Consider the following 15,868-nt stretch of genomic DNA (forward strand, 5'->3'; position numbering starts at 1 on the left):
CACAGAGAACTTATGGACAGGTTTGATTTGCCGGACAAGCGCTGGCGGATAGTCAAGGACTGGATTATTCGCCAGATCGACAGCGGTGACCTGGCGGCCGAAGCGAAACTGCCGTCAATCCGCGTTCTGGCGCGGATGTTCGAGACCAGCATCACCACGGTGCAGCGGGCGCTGGCCGACCTCGAGGCCGAGGCCTACGTGACGACGGTGCCGCGCGTCGGCTACTTCGTCTCGGCGTCAGGGCGGGCAAAACCATCCGGCGCTTTCGATTTCTCCAGTGTCACCGTCAACGTCAATCATGCGGTGGTCGCAATGCTCTCCAAAGCAGCGTCGCGCACCACTGCATCGCTGAATTCGGCGGTTCTGCACAGCGATCTCACGCCCAACGTGTTGCTCAACAAATGCCTCTCGGTGCTGGCCGCCAGGACTGACAACGCGCTGAGCGGTCTGGTAGCGCCACCCGGCCTGCCAGCGCTGCGACGGCGCATCGCCGGGCTGATGCTGACCCGCGGTGTAGTCTGCGGGCCGGACGACATTCTGGTGACCTCGGGCGACACCATCGCTCTGGAACTGGCCCTCGAAGCCGTCGCGTCGAAAGGCGCTACCGTCGCCATCGAAACCCCGACCTACTACGGCATTCTGCAGACCATCGAACGCCTGGGCATGCGCGCCCTGCCGATCCGCACCGACGGCCGCACGGGGCTGGATGTCGATCATCTGGAGGAAGCGCTGAAACAGAAAAAAGTCGCAGTGATCTTTCTCAACCCGACGCTGCAGAATCCGCGTGGCTTCATCATGCCCGACGAAGCGCGCGCGAGACTTTCAAGGATCGCCCGGGAAGCGGATGTGCCGATCATCGAAGACGACATCTTCTTCGACCTGGTGCCCGAAGCTGATCGGCCGCGCGCCCTCAAGAGCTACGACAGCAGCGGCCAGACAATCTACTGCTCGTCGTTTTCGAAAACCATCGCGCCGGGTTATCGCGTCGGCTGGTGTCTGGCCGGCAAATACCGCAATGCCATCCTCGCGCAGATGTTTTCGCGCAACCTGGCCGTTTCCAGCCTGGCGCAAAATGTTCTCAATGAATTCATCGGCCGTGGCTACATGGACGAGCACTGCGCCAGATTGAGGTCGCAACTCTCTTCGCTGGCGAGTTTTGTCGAAGCACTGGTGCGCACGGATTTCCCGATCGGCACCCTCTACGTCCCACCGCGCGGCGGCTTCATCCACTGGATCGAAATGCCGACACACACCGACATGCCGGCGCTGCAGCAATTGGCCACGGAGCGTGGTTGCCACGTGGCTGGCAGCGGCATCTTTTTCGCCGACGGCCAGGCTTCCACAGGCGTGCGCATTTGCCTCGGCACTACGCTGACCCCGGCGGTGATCGGCATTCTCAAGGTGATCGCCGAATGCGCCCACCTTGCCGCACGCCCGACGAACCTGCGGCAGATGCCGACTGAACAATTGCAAGAGCCGGCAGTTTTCTGACCGGCTCACGCGAGCCTCGCTTATGAATCAGAAAAGAACCCGTATTCGCTTGCCGCATCCTCCGCCGTATCGCCCGAGCCGCTGGACATTCTGGCTGACGGTGCTCGCGGGAGTGCTGATCGCCTTTGCCGTGTGTCTGTCGATCTACATGCTTATCGAGAGCTGGGTCAGCGGTTCCATCACCACCAACAATCGCGGACCGCGCAGCACCTACACCTTGGCACTGCAACCTCGGCGATACTGGTTCGAATTCATGTGGCAGAGCTTCTGGACCGCGTTCATGTTGGCCATCGGTGTGTTCGGGCTGTGGATTTATCGCAAAGGGCGGATGCGTTAGCAGAGGCCGAAGGGCAAGCGCTCGCGATGATGCAACTGGGGCGCTTTTTTGAAGCAGCCTCTTACCTGCCTGTTCCTTTCATTCCAGCGCAACACCAGATCGCTCACCGCAGCGCCGCCAACTCTGCGGCGATTGACTGGGCAAAAGTACGAAATGGACTACGGACATTTACCCCGTTACGCGCCTTCCGGTGGCAAAGTCCTGCAACGCCTGTCCCACCCTTCCTTCCGAACTCGCAGGTTCACCCGACATACCTGCGCCGCCTTCCCCGGCATGCTTGCGTCTCTGTTTCCAGAATGCGGAAGACCCGATGAGCCAGCTCAAACCTGCTGATACGCAAGACCATAAAATCGATTCACTGCTGGGCGAACTGGGCGAACTGATTCGCCAGGCGCGGCAAAAAGTGCTGCGCGCGGTCGATACGATCCAGGTGCAGACCTGTTGGCAAATCGGCCGGCACATCGTCGAGTTTGAACAACAGGGAGCCCAACGTGCGGGATATGGGAAAAAATTGATTGGCCTACTGGCTAAGGATCTGAGCGGGCAATTCGGGAAAGGGTTTGATGAAACCAATTTGTGGAAGATGCGCCTGTTTTATCAAAAATTTCCAATTCGAGACGCACTGCGTCCCGAATTGAGCTGGACCCACTACCGCCGGCTACTGCGGGTCGAAAGCGAGAAAGCGCGCCTGTGGTACATGAACGAATGCGCCGACCTCAACTGGTCAAGCCGCGCCCTTGATCGTCAGATCCTGACGCTCTACTACGAGCGCCTGCTGATGAGTCCGGAAAAAGCCGAGGTGGTCGAGGAAGCCACGACCAACATCGACGCGATGAAATGCAATCCGCGGGAATTCATTCGCGATCCGGTCATGCTCGAATTCCTCGGCCTGCCCTCGGCAGGCAAAGTCAGGGAAAGCGGACTCGAACAAGCACTCATCGACCACTTGCAAAGCTTTCTGCTTGAACTTGGCAAAGGCTTTTCTTTTGTCGCCCGCCAACAACGCATCAGCACTGACGGCGTCGACCTCTATATCGATCTGGTGTTCTACAACTACCTGCTCAAGTGCTTCGTGATCATCGACCTGAAACGCGGCAAGCTCAGCGCCCGCGATGTCGGGCAGATGGACATGTATGTGCGCATGTACGACGAGCTCAAGCGCAGCGAAGGTGACAAGCCAACCGTCGGTATCATTCTCAGCGCGGAAAGCAATGACTCGGTGGCGCGCTATTCCATGCTCAAAGGCAATGAGCAACTGTTCGCCAGCAGCTACAAGACGATACTGCCGAGCGAAGAAGAGTTACGTGCTGAACTCAACCGCGAACAGGCATTGATCGAAGAACGCATGCTCATTCAATCCAGTGAATGAACCGGCCGGATTGTTCTTGATCAGCGCGGCGACTATGGTTGGCACCTAACCGCCGAGGTCAAGCACCATAGGCAGCAAGCCCCCATTCGAGTTGGAAGACGCAGAGTTGAGCCAACCAGTTTTGACTGCAGCTGAAGGCACGTCCTTCAAGGAAACTGCCGACGACGGCTACGCACTCGGCGGCTTGACCTGGCGCCATAGTTCGCCCGATCCTCAGCGCCCGGTGGTCATCATCAACGCCGCCACCTCGGTGCGCTGTCGGCACTATTCACGGTTCGCGGCCTACCTGTTCAGCCATGGCTGCGATGTGATGACCTACGATTACCGGGGCATTGGCGAATCACGCAGCGAGTCGATCAAAGGGCTGCGCGCTTCGTGGACTGACTGGGGCGCGCTGGATTTCGAAGCGATGCTCAAACGCGCGCAGCAGGAGTTTCCCGGTCAGCCAATCGATGTGGTTGGCCACAGCTTCGGTGGTTGCGCGGCGGGCTTGGCGGAGTCGGGCAAAGTGATCCGACGGTTGGTAACCGTCGGTGCGCAGTTCGCTTATTGGCGCGATTACGCCCCTGAACAGCGCTGGCGGATGTTCGGCAAGTGGCATGTAGTCATGCCTTTGATGGCGCTGCTCTGCGGCTATTTCCCCGGCAAACGGCTAGGTTGGCTGGAGGACACGCCAACCGCCGTAGTCCGCGACTGGAGCACGCCCACCGCACGTTACGAGCAACGCCCAAGCGGTCGCGCACTGATGAAAAAGGCGGGCGCCCTGCCCTTCGATGGCGTCCGCGCGCAGATCCTCGCCATCAGCCTCAGCGATGATCCTTACGGAACGATCCCGGCGATCGAACGCCTGCTCGGCTACTTCAGCAACGCGGCAAAAACCCATCTGCGCATTGCGCCGCAGGACATCGGCGAACGACAAGTCGGACATTTCGGCTTTTTTCGCAGCGCATACCAAGCCACACTATGGCCCATTGCTCTGACCTGGCTGCAGACCGGCGCACTGGCCGCCGATACACCCGGCCGACAAGTGCCACGCAGCTGAGCCCCTCTCAACGCACGACGGAACACATCATGGCCTCCGCCAACAAGCAGCAAAAACGCGCCACCCGGGCCAAAGCCAAGGCCAAGCAGAACCGCACCAAGCGTGCCGAAGCGCCGGTCGAGCTGGACCCGAACGACGACCGCATCGATTTCGAATCGGTGGACCTGACCGAGCTGTTCAAGAAAATGATCGACGCCGAGAAGATCAGCCAACAGGCCATGTGCACCGCGTTCCTTGAAGATCCGCTGCTGGAACTGGTCTATGAGCAGGAAGGCGAAGAAGGCGCGATGGATTTCATCCTCGCCGAGCTGATCGAGTATCGCCAGTGGTCGCAGGAAACCGACGAGGCTGGCGCACTGGCGTGGATCGAATCCCCGGCCTTCCAGGCTGACTATGTAGCGGCATCCGACGCGATCGCGGCACAAACCCAACAGAAGAACTGAGCTCCCATGGCATCCCTGAACAAGCAACAGAAACGCGCCAAACGCGCCAAGGCCAAAGCCAAGCAAATCCGCATGGTCGGGCGCAAACCGCTGGATCAGGACGAAGACCTCGGCCACCTCGCCGAGCCGATCCCGGAATACACCCTGGCGATGTTCAGCAAAATGCGTGACGCCGAAGCGGTCAGTCGCGACGAAATGCTGCTGACCCTGCTGCGCGAACTGGCCTTCATCATCGTCGACCATCCTGAACTGCTCGACATGGAAAACGCCGACAACGAAGGCATGGCCGCCACCCACCTGGCCGCCGATATGCTCGTCGACTACCGCATGTGGGCCGACGGCATGACCATCGAACAAGCCCAGGCCTGGCTGAGCGAGCCGCAGTTCATTACGGATTTCGGCGTGGCGCTGGATGCTTATGGCAAGTCGGTAGAGCCCCAGGAAGACAAGAGCGAATAAGCCCTTCTCAGAAACAAAAAACGGCCGCTAGTCATCCCTGACAGCGGCCGTTTTTGTTTGGATGGCCTAGCTACTCTTTGTCCGGTGACGATGTATATCCCATTGACATATCCCCAGCACGATCTATCCTGAGCTAATCACAGGAACAGACCCGGGAGCTCGAATATGGAGCAGACCACAATTTTCATGAGCAACAGAAGTCAGGCAGTCCGACTGCCAAAGGCAGTTGCGATGCCCGCCGACGTTAAACGAGTGGAAGTCATCGCGATTGGCAGAACACGCGTCATTACGCCTGCTGGAGAAAGCTGGGATAGCTGGTTTGATGGCGACAGCGTCAGCCCTGATTTCATGGCTAACCGTGAGCAACCCACTGAACAGGAGCGCGAGTCGTTCTGATGATCAAGTACATGCTGGATACAAATATCTGCATCTTCACCATCAAGAACAAACCACAAATTGTCCGGGAAGCCTTCAATCGACATTCCGGGCAGTTGTGCATCAGCGCTATCACGCTTATGGAGCTTATTTACGGTGCTGAAAAGTCGGCGGCCCCGGAGAAAAATCTGGGAATTGTTGAAGGATTTGTCGCGCGACTGGATGTCTTGCCTTTCGATAACGACGCAGCCGCACAGGCCGGGATGGTTCGATCTGAACTCGCGAAGGCTGGAACGCCGATCGGGCCATACGACCAAATGATCGCTGGCCACGCACGCTCACTTGGACTCATTGTAGTGACAAACAACGTACGGGAGTTTCAACGCGTTTCCGGTTTGCGAATCGAGGACTGGGTTTAACCTGACTGGAAAGCTCAGAAACAAAAACGGCCGCTAGTCATCCCTGACAGCGGCCGTTTTGCATTACTGGTTGCGGATCAGTTCAACACCACCGCACCACGCTTCTCCAGCTTGCGACGGCGTGATACCAGCAGACCGGCAGCCACCACCATCAGGCTCAGCAGGCCCGTGGCAAGGATCTCCACGCGGTGGGCTTCCTGGAACAGCATGATGGTCAGCGCGGCGACGATGAAGAGGATCACCGCCCAGGTCAGCCCGGGGAACAGCCACATGCTGAAGACGATCTTCTCGCCGCGCGCCATGCGCTGCTTGCGCATGCGCAGTTGCGAGAAGGCGATCACCAGGTACACCAGCAGGGCGATGGCGCCGGAGCTGGCCAGGAGGAATTCGAACACCGCGGCCGGAGCCACATAGTTGGCGAAGGTGCAGAGGAACGCTGCGCCGGTGGACAGCATCACCGCCCAGTAAGGCGTGCCGCTCTTGTTGGTGCGGGTCGACATGGCCGGGGCATCGCCGCGCTTGCCGAGGGAAAACAGCATGCGCGAGGAGGTGTACAGCGCCGAGTTCAGGCAACTGGTCACTGCCACCAGCACAACGATGTCGACGATCATCTTGGCGTTGGGAATGCCCATGCGCTCAAGTACGGTCTGGTAGGAACCGAGGTTGGCCAGGGTAGGATCGTTCCACGGCACCAGCGCCACCACGATGAAAATCGAAACCAGATAGAACAGGCCGATCCGCCAGATCACCGAGTTGGTCGCCTTGGAGATCTGCTTGCCTGGGTCCTTCGATTCCGCCGCCGCGATGGTGACGATCTCGGTGCCCATGAACGAGAACATGGTGGTCAGTATCGCGCCCAGCACAGCGCCCATGCCGTTGGGCAGGAAGCCGCCACTGTCGAACAGATGCGACACACCGCTGACCTGACTGGTCGGCAGGAAACCGAAAATCGCCGCCAGACCGAGGCCGATGAAGCCGATGATCGCCAGCACCTTGATCAGGGCGAACCAGAACTCGAACTCGCCGTAGTTCTTCACGCTGAACAGGTTGGTCACGGTCAGCAGCATGGTGATCACCAGCGCGAAAGCCCAGATGTCCACGCCCGGGAACCACGCATGCAGGATGGTCGCGGCGGCGTTGGCTTCCAGCGGAATCACCAGCACCCAGAACCACCAGTACAACCAGCCGATGGTGAAACCGGCCCAGTGACCGATCGCGCGGTCAGCGTAAGTCGAGAACGAACCGGTGTCCGGCGAAGCCACGGCCATTTCGCCGAGCATACGCATCACCAACACCACCAACGTACCGGCGGCGGCGTAAGCCAGCAGCACGGCCGGGCCGGCGGCAGCAATGGCGTGGCCGGAGCCGACAAACAGACCGGCGCCGATCACACCGGCGATCGACAACATGGTCACATGACGCGGTTTGAGCCCCTGTTCGAGGCATGTGGAGCTTGGGGTACTGCTCATAGAGACTACCTTTGCAAGGAAAGCGAGTGCGTCCGGCGCGTCTGAAAATTCTTTCTCGTAAAAAGAATCCAACGGCCTGTTCCTTATTCTGCACGCAATATTTGCGCCAAAATGTTTCAAGTCCTTGAGTGCCGGGGGCTCCGGCATCCGATGCAAGTCATTGAGTTTAATGGCTATTCGCCAGAACGTTACCCGGCGACTCACATTCAAGACGAATCCGCGCACCAGAAACACACAGAAAAAGTGTGCGACGCACAGAAAAAGGGCGAATAAGGAACGTTCGGCCGGATAGCGCTTCCAACACCCCGCCAAAGCTGGCAACATCGCGCCTTTTTTTACGCGGCACCCACGGGTTTGCACGATCAGACACCCGTTCGGTTGTTGATGGGGCGACAGTCTGCTGCGCCGATGCGACAACCCGCCACATGCCACCCGTTTACCGCTCGTAGCGCTGTTGGCTGCCATTGAAACGCTATGCTAGCTTGGCCGCCTCGCCAGGAAGGCCCGCCAACAGCAGGAGCGCAACATATATGAGGAACGCACATGGCTGAGGCCACGCCCGCGCTGGAAATCCGCAACTTGCACAAACGCTACGGACAGCTGGAGGTGCTCAAAGGCATCTCGCTGACCGCCCGCGACGGCGACGTGATCTCGATCCTCGGCTCTTCCGGTTCCGGCAAGTCCACGTTCCTGCGCTGCATCAACCTGTTGGAAAACCCGCACCAGGGCCAGATCCTGGTGGCCGGTGAAGAACTCAAGCTCAAAGCCGCGAAGAACGGCGAACTGGTCGCCGCCGACGGCAAACAGATCAATCGCCTGCGCTCGGAGATTGGTTTTGTATTTCAAAACTTTAATCTGTGGCCACACATGAGCGTGCTCGACAACGTCATCGAGGCCCCGCGCCGCGTGCTCGGCCAGAGCAAGGCCGAGGCCATCGAAGTCGCCGAAGCGTTGCTGGCCAAGGTCGGCATCGCTGACAAGCGCCACGCCTATCCGGCGCAATTGTCCGGCGGCCAGCAACAACGCGCCGCCATCGCCCGCACGCTGGCAATGCAGCCGAAGGTGATCCTGTTCGACGAACCGACCTCCGCGCTTGACCCGGAAATGGTTCAGGAAGTACTTAGTGTCATCCGCGCATTGGCCGAAGAAGGCCGCACCATGCTGCTCGTGACCCACGAAATGGGCTTCGCCCGCCAGGTCTCCAGCGAAGTGGTGTTCCTTCATCAGGGCCTTATAGAAGAGCAAGGATCGCCACAGCAGGTGTTCGACAACCCGCTTTCGGCGCGCTGCAAACAATTCATGTCCAGCAACCGCTAACGGAGCAACATGCATGCAGAATTTCAAAAAGGTCTTCCTGGCTGCCGCCGTCACCCTCGCATTCAGCGCCGGTGCCATGGCTGAAACCCTGAAGATGGGCATCGAAGCGGCCTACCCGCCGTTCAACAATAAAGACGCCAGCGGCCAAGTGGTCGGCTTCGACAAGGAAATCGGCGACGCCCTGTGCGCGAAGATGAAAGCCGAATGCTCCGTCGTCACTTCCGACTGGGACGGCATCATTCCAGCCCTGAACGCGAAGAAATTCGACTTCCTGATCTCCTCGCTGTCGATCACCGAAGAGCGCAAAGGCGCGGTGGACTTCACCGATCCGTACTACTCGAACAAGCTGCAGTTCATCGCACCGAAAAACGTCGATTTCAAAACCGACAAGGACTCGCTCAAGGGCAAGACCATCGGCACCCAGCGCGCAACGCTGGCCGGCACCTGGCTGGAAGACACCTACGGTGACGACATCAAGGTCAGCCTCTACGACACCCAGGAAAACGCCTACCTCGACCTGACCTCCGGTCGTGTCGACGCGATCCTTGCCGACAAGTACGCCAACTATGACTGGCTGAAAAGCGACGCCGGCAAGGACTACGAGTTCAAGGGCGACCCGGTGGTGGAAAGCGACAAGATCGGCATCGCCGTGCGCAAGGGTGACAACGAGCTGCGCAACAAGCTGAACGCAGCCCTCAAGGAAATCGTCGCTGACGGTACCTACAAGAAAATCAACGACAAGTACTTCCCGTTCAGCATCTATTGATCTGACCTGTGGGACCGGCGCCGTGATCAAGCGGCACCGGCTCCCGACTTTGCCTGCCGCAAATTGAACAGAAACCCATGATTATCGACCTCTACGGATTCGGCCCGGCGCTCGCCGCTGGCGCGCTGATGACCGTCCAACTGGCCCTCACCGCCCTGTGCCTGGGCCTGGTGCTCGGCCTGCTCGGCGCCTTGGCCAAGACTTCCCCGTACAAGCCGCTGCAATGGCTTGGCGGCACTTATTCGACGCTGGTACGCGGCGTCCCCGAATTGCTCTGGGTGCTGTTGATCTACTTCGGTACGGTCAACCTGATGCGCACCCTCGGTGAATACTTCGGCAACCCCGACCTGCAACTCAACGCCTTTGCCGCCGGTGTGATCGCACTGGGCCTGTGCTTCGGCGCGTACGCCACGGAAGTGTTTCGTGGCGCCCTGCTGGCCATTCCCAAGGGTCACCGTGAGGCCGGCCAGGCCCTGGGCCTGTCGAAGTGGCGGATTTTCACCCGTTTGATCATGCCGCAGATGTGGCGCATCGCCCTGCCGGGCTTGGGCAACCTGTTCATGATCCTGATGAAAGACACCGCGCTGGTATCGGTCATCGGTCTGGAAGAAATCATGCGTCACGCCCAGATTGGTGTGACCGTGTCGAAACAACCGTTCACCTTCTATATGGTCGCGGCAATCATGTACCTCGGCCTGACGGTGCTGGCGATGACCGGCATGCACTTGCTGGAAAAACGCGCCGCTCGCGGCTTTGCGAGGAGCGCGCAATGAACTGGGAGGTCATCATCAAGTGGCTGCCGAAACTGGCACAGGGCGCGACCCTGACACTGGAACTGGTCGCCATCGCGGTCATTGCCGGCCTGCTGCTCGCCATTCCGCTGGGCATCGCGCGCTCTTCGAAGCGCTGGTACGTGCGCTCGCTGCCTTACGCCTACATCTTCTTTTTCCGTGGCACGCCGCTGCTGGTGCAGCTGTTCCTGGTCTATTACGGCCTGGCGCAGTTCGACGCGGTGCGTGAAAGCGCGTTGTGGCCCTACCTGCGCGATCCGTTCTGGTGTGCAACGGTGACCATGACGCTGCATACGGCGGCGTACATCGCCGAGATTCTGCGCGGTGCCATTCAGGCCATTCCACCAGGTGAAATCGAAGCCGCGCGGGCCTTGGGCATGTCCCGGCCCAAAGCAATGTTCTACATCATCCTGCCCCGTGCCGCGCGCATCGGCCTGCCGGCCTACAGTAACGAAGTGATCCTGATGCTCAAGGCCAGCGCCCTGGCCAGCACCGTGACCCTGCTGGAACTGACCGGCATGGCCCGCACAATCATCGCCCGCACTTATCTGCCGGTGGAGATCTTCTTCGCCGCCGGTGTGTTCTATCTGGTCATGGCTTACGTGCTGGTACGCGGCTTCAAGCTGCTGGAGCGCTGGCTGCGCGTCGATGCCTGCCAAGGCCGCTGATACCTCCCACGTGCTGACGGGCGAGGCTCTACTCGCCCGCTTCACCGCGCTGGATGCTTTTTTGATTAAGCATCAGGCGCTGTGGAAACCTCGGCCGTTCACTCACCTACAACTTCCATGGGAAGCGTCCTACCCGGAGTTGTCTGCGTGGCTACGCGGGCGGTCGCTGGAAGATGCAGAACGCGCGCATAACCATCCTGCTGATCTTGTCGATGCGCCAGAGCCGTTCGCTTCATTGGCGAAGTTGTCGGCAGAGTTGAGTGCGGTCGGTGAGTTTCCGGGGCATGCGTTTAAGGCTGCCGGGCATCGCTTGAATGTCGATGTGCCCGGGCGCAAGTGGCAGCAGATCGAGGCGTTTGCCGGTCGCTTGTCCTTTGCCTCGCAGCCGACGCATTGGCTGGACTGGTGCTCCGGCAAAGGGCATCTGGGACGGCGCCTGTTGGGTGACGGGCAACAATTGACTTGCGTTGAATACGATCCTTTCTTGGTCGCCAGCGGTCAGGCACTGAGTCAGCGTCATCACTTGCACGCCCTGCATGTCGAACAGGATGTACTCGCGGCAGACGCCCCGGCCGTATTGAACGCCGCGCACACCCCCATCGCCCTCCACGCGTGCGGTGATCTTCATGTGCGCTTGATGCAACTGGCCAGTGCCGCAGGTTGCCGGCAAATGGCGATCGCGCCCTGCTGCTACAACCGCATCAGTCGTAACGAATATCAGGCCTTGTCCTGCGCAGGATCGGCATCGCTCCTACACCTGTCGCTGGAAGATCTGGCGTTGCCGATGAGCGAAACCGTCACCGCCGGTGCGCGCGTCCGACGTCAGCGCGACACCTCGATGGCTCGTCGCCTGGCTTTCGACCTGCTGCAACGGCAAGTGCGCGGCGTCGACCAATACCTGCCAACGCCCTCCCTGCCCAGCGCCTGGCTGGACAAACCGTTTGCGGACTATTGTCTCGATCTGTCAGCACTGAAGGAGTTATCCACAGTCGGCTTGCCAGACTGGTCGACACTCGAAGCCGCCGGTTGGCAGCGGTTGGCCGAAGTTCGCAACCTGGAATTGCTTCGCGGATTGTTCCGCCGACCGCTGGAGCTCTGGCTGAATCTGGATCGGGCGCTTTTCCTCGCAGAACAGGGATACGTCGTACGCCTCGGCACCTTTTGCGACGCCTGCCTCACGCCGCGTAATTTACTGCTGCTCGCCGAACGCGCTTAAAACGTTACAGCCTGTGGATAACTCTGTTGATGGATTTTCCGTGGATCCATTATCTGCGCATGTTTCGTCGCCTTAACAACACTGGTCATTTTTTGTTCACATAAATAAAAACCTGTAAAACAGGGATTTGCGAACAAGATGAGAATGGCTTCACAAAACCTCGCCCCAAGCAGTCCTAGCGCCCCTCAGTTGTGCATAAGCTGCCAACCAAAAGGACATAACCGACGAATATTGGGCTGGCCGAGTGAATAACTGCAGGGTCCCGAAAGCCCAGACTCAACCGTACGCCCTGCATAAATGCCTTACTGCGCTTGAGGTACAAAAGCTGCGCATTAATTTGCGCAGGACCTGATTTTTCCGGAATGCAAAAATAGTCTGAATTCAGGGGTTTACAGGATCTACCCAATCGCTATAATCGTCGCCCACACGCCGGTATAGCTCAGTTGGTAGAGCAACTGACTTGTAATCAGTAGGTCCCGGGTTCGACTCCTGGTGCCGGCACCATATAGAACAACGACTTAGGCTCACCTTACGGTGGGCCTTTTTCGTTTTAGGCTCCCGTGATTAGCAATTTTCCCCGTTCATTCCCCGTTTCTCTAAATGGCTAGTGATTCCTCACACGCCGGTTATGCGCGCAAAGATCCATATCCCACAAACATTCCCCCTGACACCATCACCATCCTAGCTTGGACAGACGCCTCCAAATTGGCGACTGATATGATTGCCCTCTTCAAAATCTCAGGGGTCAACTGGAATGGATGCGAAACAAGCGATCGAGGTTCTTCAGAAAGATCTAAAAAATAACAAGGAAAAAGGGCTTACGACTGTCAACGTAGATGCTCTCAATCAGTACCTCGAACAGCTCAAAGGACATGCGATGCAAAACGCCGGTTCTCCAGAGACACAACTTCAAGATGCCGAGCATTCGCATCAATGGGACATTGAAATGGTTAGGTCTGGCTGGGAAGCTGGTACTAACGCCCTGAAAACCTGTTTCTTGGTATCAGGGGGTTCCGCTGCGGCACTACTAGCGTTCGCCGGGTCTGCTTGGTCAGCATTAAAGCCTGAAGGGGTTGAGGCTCTCGCATTGACCATGGCATTGCTTGGTTGGGCGCTTTTCGCCACAGGGTTAGCAACTGCCATTACTTATCTAGCACAGTATTTCTTTGCTGATCGATTGAAGTGGCATGAGAGAGCCGGAGATGTTTGCCAGTGGTCTGCCGTGTCGTTAGTCATGGCGTCCTATGTGCTGATACTTCTCGCGTACCTTCAGGCTGGCAAAATGTTGTCGATGTTCAACATCGTTAAGGCTATCCCAGTCAATTAAAACAGTTGAGCTGCCGCCCCACTGTAGGAGGGCGGCATTGGCAATTTACCGATATGCAACAAGTCGCTGAGGCTCCACAACAGCCCCCACTTGACCGATGGTTTGCTCAGGCTAGGTGCCTTAAGAGCAGAGACGGAATCGAACTGATGCATTTAGTGATTGTTTTTAAAGGGTTTTAAAGAGCTATGCTGACTGATCTACTCACAAATCTACTCTCTTTTTAAATTTCCTACCGTTCCATCTGGAGCAAAGCTGAATGTCAGTTTTCCCCGACAAACGGGCCGTCAGAGTAGGACACTTGATTTAATCAATACCCTTTCGGTTACAAAGCAGCTAACCAGTCATCCAATTCACTGGGCGGCCAGATCGTCTTGGCAAGAAATAAACCGACTACCTGTGTCCGAATTCCAGCTCTTTCAACTAAAATTTTGGCCGCCTTGAAGGATGCCCCCATTGTGATCACGTCATCCACTACCACAAGGTTTTCCTTGATGGGTAATACCAAGGCGGCTTGGTTGACCGACATGTCCGACGCAATTTGTTCTGGGCTGAGGCGCTCCCCTTCATGCTGGCTAGTCCTTGCTCGATCTTGTAAGAGCAATTCGCGGATGTCCAATTGAGGAGTGTTACGGGCCATGCGCCTTAACACCTTCAGCATACGATCATCGTAGTCCTGATGGCCAATGGGCTTGGAGCATGGCATGGGCATGAAGGTAGAATTTAAGGCTGAAGCACTGAGATTCAGCTCCGCAGAAAGTAGGTCGCCCCAAAACTCAATAGCTTTACGCTTGTAGTACAGCTCATTCTCGGATGAGGTAGGCCGCTTTTTCAAGTTCAGAATCTGTTGATTCCCTTGACTTATTTTGAATCCGCCGCCAGATGTGTACTCCAAAAAATGGTAGCAGTAATCCCCGTCATCCAAATATCGATAACTGTCATTGTCTAGCTGTATTGGCCTGGTCATCCGTGAGTAATCCGATTATGTCAGAGACGTTTTGTACGCGAATAGCTCCGAGCTTTTCAAATCTAGCCGGCCAGTTTAGTTCTGGATTTCTGAAGCAACTTTCTAAGATGAAAAGTTTTCTCTTCTGTGCTAATGCCGCTCTTGCTTGCACAAGCGTTCCAGACGTATTTCCGGCTTCTACTATGATTGTCGCTTGAGTAAGCGCGGACATCGTTACATTTCTTGCAGGAAAGAAAAGACGATTGGTCTTATAGTTTTGATCTTTGTATCTTAAGAATGGGACTTGAGATATAAGAAGATGGTGCTGAGCAATATGCTTCTGTAAGTCCATATTCTCTTTTGGATAGTAGTCGTTTAGCGGTGTGCCGATGACTGCTACTGTGTTACCTCCCGCTGCGAGGGCCGCTTTATGGGCAGCGGTGTCTATACCCTTCGCTAGACCTGAAACTACTGTAAACCCACTTTTCACCAATTTGTGAGCGATTAGTCCCGCGTTGAAAGTACCCTCGTCTGTAGGGCTTCGCGTTCCAACAATTGCCACAGAGTCTGTTTCTACTAGTTCCCAGTTACCTTGGTAGTACAGGACCTCTACAGGATGGTCTGCATCGCGTAGCTTCTGTGGATATTCGCCGGCGCCATGAACTCGGATGCCGGTGGATGAAAGAGCTTCCTCGCCAATTACCCTTTTGAGGTTTTCGAGGGTCTCGGCTATACGATCCGCGTCGACTAAATCCGAAGGGATTGCGCCAGGATTATTCCGGAAAAGATCTGCGAGGTTCGCAAACCAAGCGCCTTGGTTTTGCCAAAGCGATTCGTAGGCACACATTTCCTCAAGAGGCGAGATCGGCCTCGAGTTGAAAATTTTTGTGTGGGCGACATTGGTGGTCATGTATGGGGCTTCTATAGCTCTATGCAGCATGGGCACTCCTTTGCCAGATGGAAATCTGGTCCTCAGCAGCGTTGAGCGCCACAGAAGTGGCCTCCAGCATGCTTGATATGTTCAATGTACGCGACGTCGCCCCCGTAGTCATCAGCGAGGGCAAATTACGAATATTTGGAGGTGATTTCCTTCACGAGGGTTCCCGGTTTTCGCTCGATAGGCAAAGCGAAGGGCGGTGGGTGCAGGGGGGCATCTGAATTTTGTGCATCACGAACGTCGCTCGGCATGTGAAACTATCCTGATGCTGGGAAGCGATGAGCTCCTCTCATCAAGCACTTGCGCCAAAAAGAAGGCTAGAGAGGATATGTCTCAAGTTTTAACACTTACGCCCGACCTCCCTGCTTGGAGACATATTGAATGCGTAGGAACGTTTAGGTGCTCAGAGGCATAAGATCCCCTATCCCTCCGTAAGCTCGATGATGAAATGGTTACAGACTGAAATTTTTAATTAGAGTGGAACTATGGAATATAAATA

Annotated in this window: 17 protein-coding genes and 1 tRNA gene; 15 read left to right on the top strand and 3 right to left on the bottom strand. The window is 57.0% G+C overall.

The genetic code is table 11. The features are described 5' to 3' along the window. Positions 1-12 precede the first annotated feature (12 nt). The 8 genes from J5M66_RS08430 to vapC all read left to right on the top strand — a co-directional run bounded on the left by J5M66_RS08430 (position 13) and on the right by vapC (position 5,935). Complete coding sequence (locus J5M66_RS08430; RefSeq protein WP_207807981.1) at positions 13-1,491, top strand: PLP-dependent aminotransferase family protein; 1,479 nt, start codon at positions 13-15, stop codon at positions 1,489-1,491. A gap of 22 nt (positions 1,492-1,513) precedes the next feature. Beyond that, the gene (locus J5M66_RS08435) at positions 1,514-1,828 is read left to right on the top strand and encodes a hypothetical protein (RefSeq protein WP_206421224.1); all 315 of its coding nucleotides are present in this window, start codon (positions 1,514-1,516) and stop codon (positions 1,826-1,828) included. Between the two features lie 310 nt (positions 1,829-2,138). Then, positions 2,139-3,197: a PDDEXK nuclease domain-containing protein gene (locus J5M66_RS08440; RefSeq protein ID WP_207808086.1), complete on the top strand. Its 1,059-nt coding sequence runs from the start codon at positions 2,139-2,141 to the stop codon at positions 3,195-3,197. 106 nt (positions 3,198-3,303) lie between these two features. Further along, entirely contained in the window at positions 3,304-4,239 is a 936-nt protein-coding gene (locus J5M66_RS08445; protein ID WP_243432907.1) for an alpha/beta fold hydrolase, read from the top strand. Positions 4,240-4,268: 29 nt separating this feature from the next. Continuing rightward, complete coding sequence (locus tag J5M66_RS08450; RefSeq protein WP_207807983.1) at positions 4,269-4,682, top strand: hypothetical protein; 414 nt, start codon at positions 4,269-4,271, stop codon at positions 4,680-4,682. A 6-nt stretch (positions 4,683-4,688) separates the two neighbouring features. Next, the gene (locus J5M66_RS08455) at positions 4,689-5,141 is read left to right on the top strand and encodes a hypothetical protein (protein WP_122751812.1); all 453 of its coding nucleotides are present in this window, start codon (positions 4,689-4,691) and stop codon (positions 5,139-5,141) included. Positions 5,142-5,306: 165 nt separating this feature from the next. Beyond that, complete coding sequence (vapB, locus tag J5M66_RS08460; RefSeq protein WP_076565118.1) at positions 5,307-5,537, top strand: type II toxin-antitoxin system VapB family antitoxin; 231 nt, start codon at positions 5,307-5,309, stop codon at positions 5,535-5,537. Beyond that, positions 5,537-5,935, top strand: a complete 399-nt coding sequence (gene vapC, locus J5M66_RS08465; RefSeq protein ID WP_206421226.1) for a tRNA(fMet)-specific endonuclease VapC — start codon at positions 5,537-5,539, stop codon at positions 5,933-5,935. The genes vapB and vapC overlap by 1 nt, the downstream gene beginning before the upstream one ends. Positions 5,936-6,012: 77 nt before the next feature. Here vapC and gabP read toward each other — a convergent pair whose 3' ends face one another. Further along, positions 6,013-7,404 carry a GABA permease gene (gabP, locus tag J5M66_RS08470; protein ID WP_207807984.1) on the bottom strand — a complete coding sequence of 464 codons (1,392 nt, stop codon included), beginning with the start codon at positions 7,402-7,404 and terminating at the stop codon, positions 6,013-6,015. A 543-nt stretch (positions 7,405-7,947) separates the two neighbouring features. Here gabP and J5M66_RS08475 point away from each other — a divergent pair. The 7 genes from J5M66_RS08475 to J5M66_RS08505 all read left to right on the top strand — a co-directional run bounded on the left by J5M66_RS08475 (position 7,948) and on the right by J5M66_RS08505 (position 13,489). After that, on the top strand, positions 7,948-8,721 hold the full coding sequence (locus J5M66_RS08475; protein ID WP_024011209.1) for an ABC transporter ATP-binding protein: 774 nt from the start codon (positions 7,948-7,950) through the stop codon (positions 8,719-8,721). Positions 8,722-8,734: 13 nt separating this feature from the next. Continuing rightward, on the top strand, positions 8,735-9,487 hold the full coding sequence (locus tag J5M66_RS08480) for an ABC transporter substrate-binding protein (RefSeq protein WP_125925801.1): 753 nt from the start codon (positions 8,735-8,737) through the stop codon (positions 9,485-9,487). A gap of 77 nt (positions 9,488-9,564) precedes the next feature. Further along, a complete protein-coding gene (locus J5M66_RS08485) occupies positions 9,565-10,260 on the top strand; it encodes an ABC transporter permease (RefSeq protein WP_024011207.1) in 696 nt (231 codons plus the stop codon). Beyond that, positions 10,257-10,946 (top strand): ABC transporter permease, encoded by a 690-nt coding sequence (locus tag J5M66_RS08490; protein WP_016772145.1) that lies wholly within the window; start codon positions 10,257-10,259, stop codon positions 10,944-10,946. Before J5M66_RS08485 ends, J5M66_RS08490 begins: the two co-directional genes overlap by 4 nt. Beyond that, on the top strand, positions 10,927-12,162 hold the full coding sequence (locus J5M66_RS08495) for a methyltransferase (protein ID WP_207807985.1): 1,236 nt from the start codon (positions 10,927-10,929) through the stop codon (positions 12,160-12,162). The genes J5M66_RS08490 and J5M66_RS08495 overlap by 20 nt, the downstream gene beginning before the upstream one ends. Positions 12,163-12,590: 428 nt before the next feature. Further along, positions 12,591-12,666 (top strand) — tRNA-Thr (locus J5M66_RS08500). A 250-nt stretch (positions 12,667-12,916) separates the two neighbouring features. After that, positions 12,917-13,489, top strand: coding sequence for a hypothetical protein (locus J5M66_RS08505; protein ID WP_207807986.1), 573 nt, complete (start codon positions 12,917-12,919; stop codon positions 13,487-13,489). Positions 13,490-13,811: 322 nt separating this feature from the next. On the opposite strand, the gene J5M66_RS08510 is transcribed toward J5M66_RS08505, so the two are convergent. Then, positions 13,812-14,453, bottom strand: coding sequence for a phosphoribosyltransferase (locus J5M66_RS08510; protein ID WP_207808090.1), 642 nt, complete (start codon positions 14,451-14,453; stop codon positions 13,812-13,814). Further along, a complete protein-coding gene (locus J5M66_RS08515) occupies positions 14,425-15,342 on the bottom strand; it encodes a DNA-processing protein DprA (RefSeq protein WP_207807987.1) in 918 nt (305 codons plus the stop codon). Before J5M66_RS08515 ends, J5M66_RS08510 begins: the two co-directional genes overlap by 29 nt. Positions 15,343-15,868 lie beyond the last annotated feature (526 nt).

Source organism: Pseudomonas sp. 67(2021) (assembly GCF_017491835.1).
Lineage (GTDB): Bacteria > Pseudomonadota > Gammaproteobacteria > Pseudomonadales > Pseudomonadaceae > Aquipseudomonas > Aquipseudomonas atacamensis.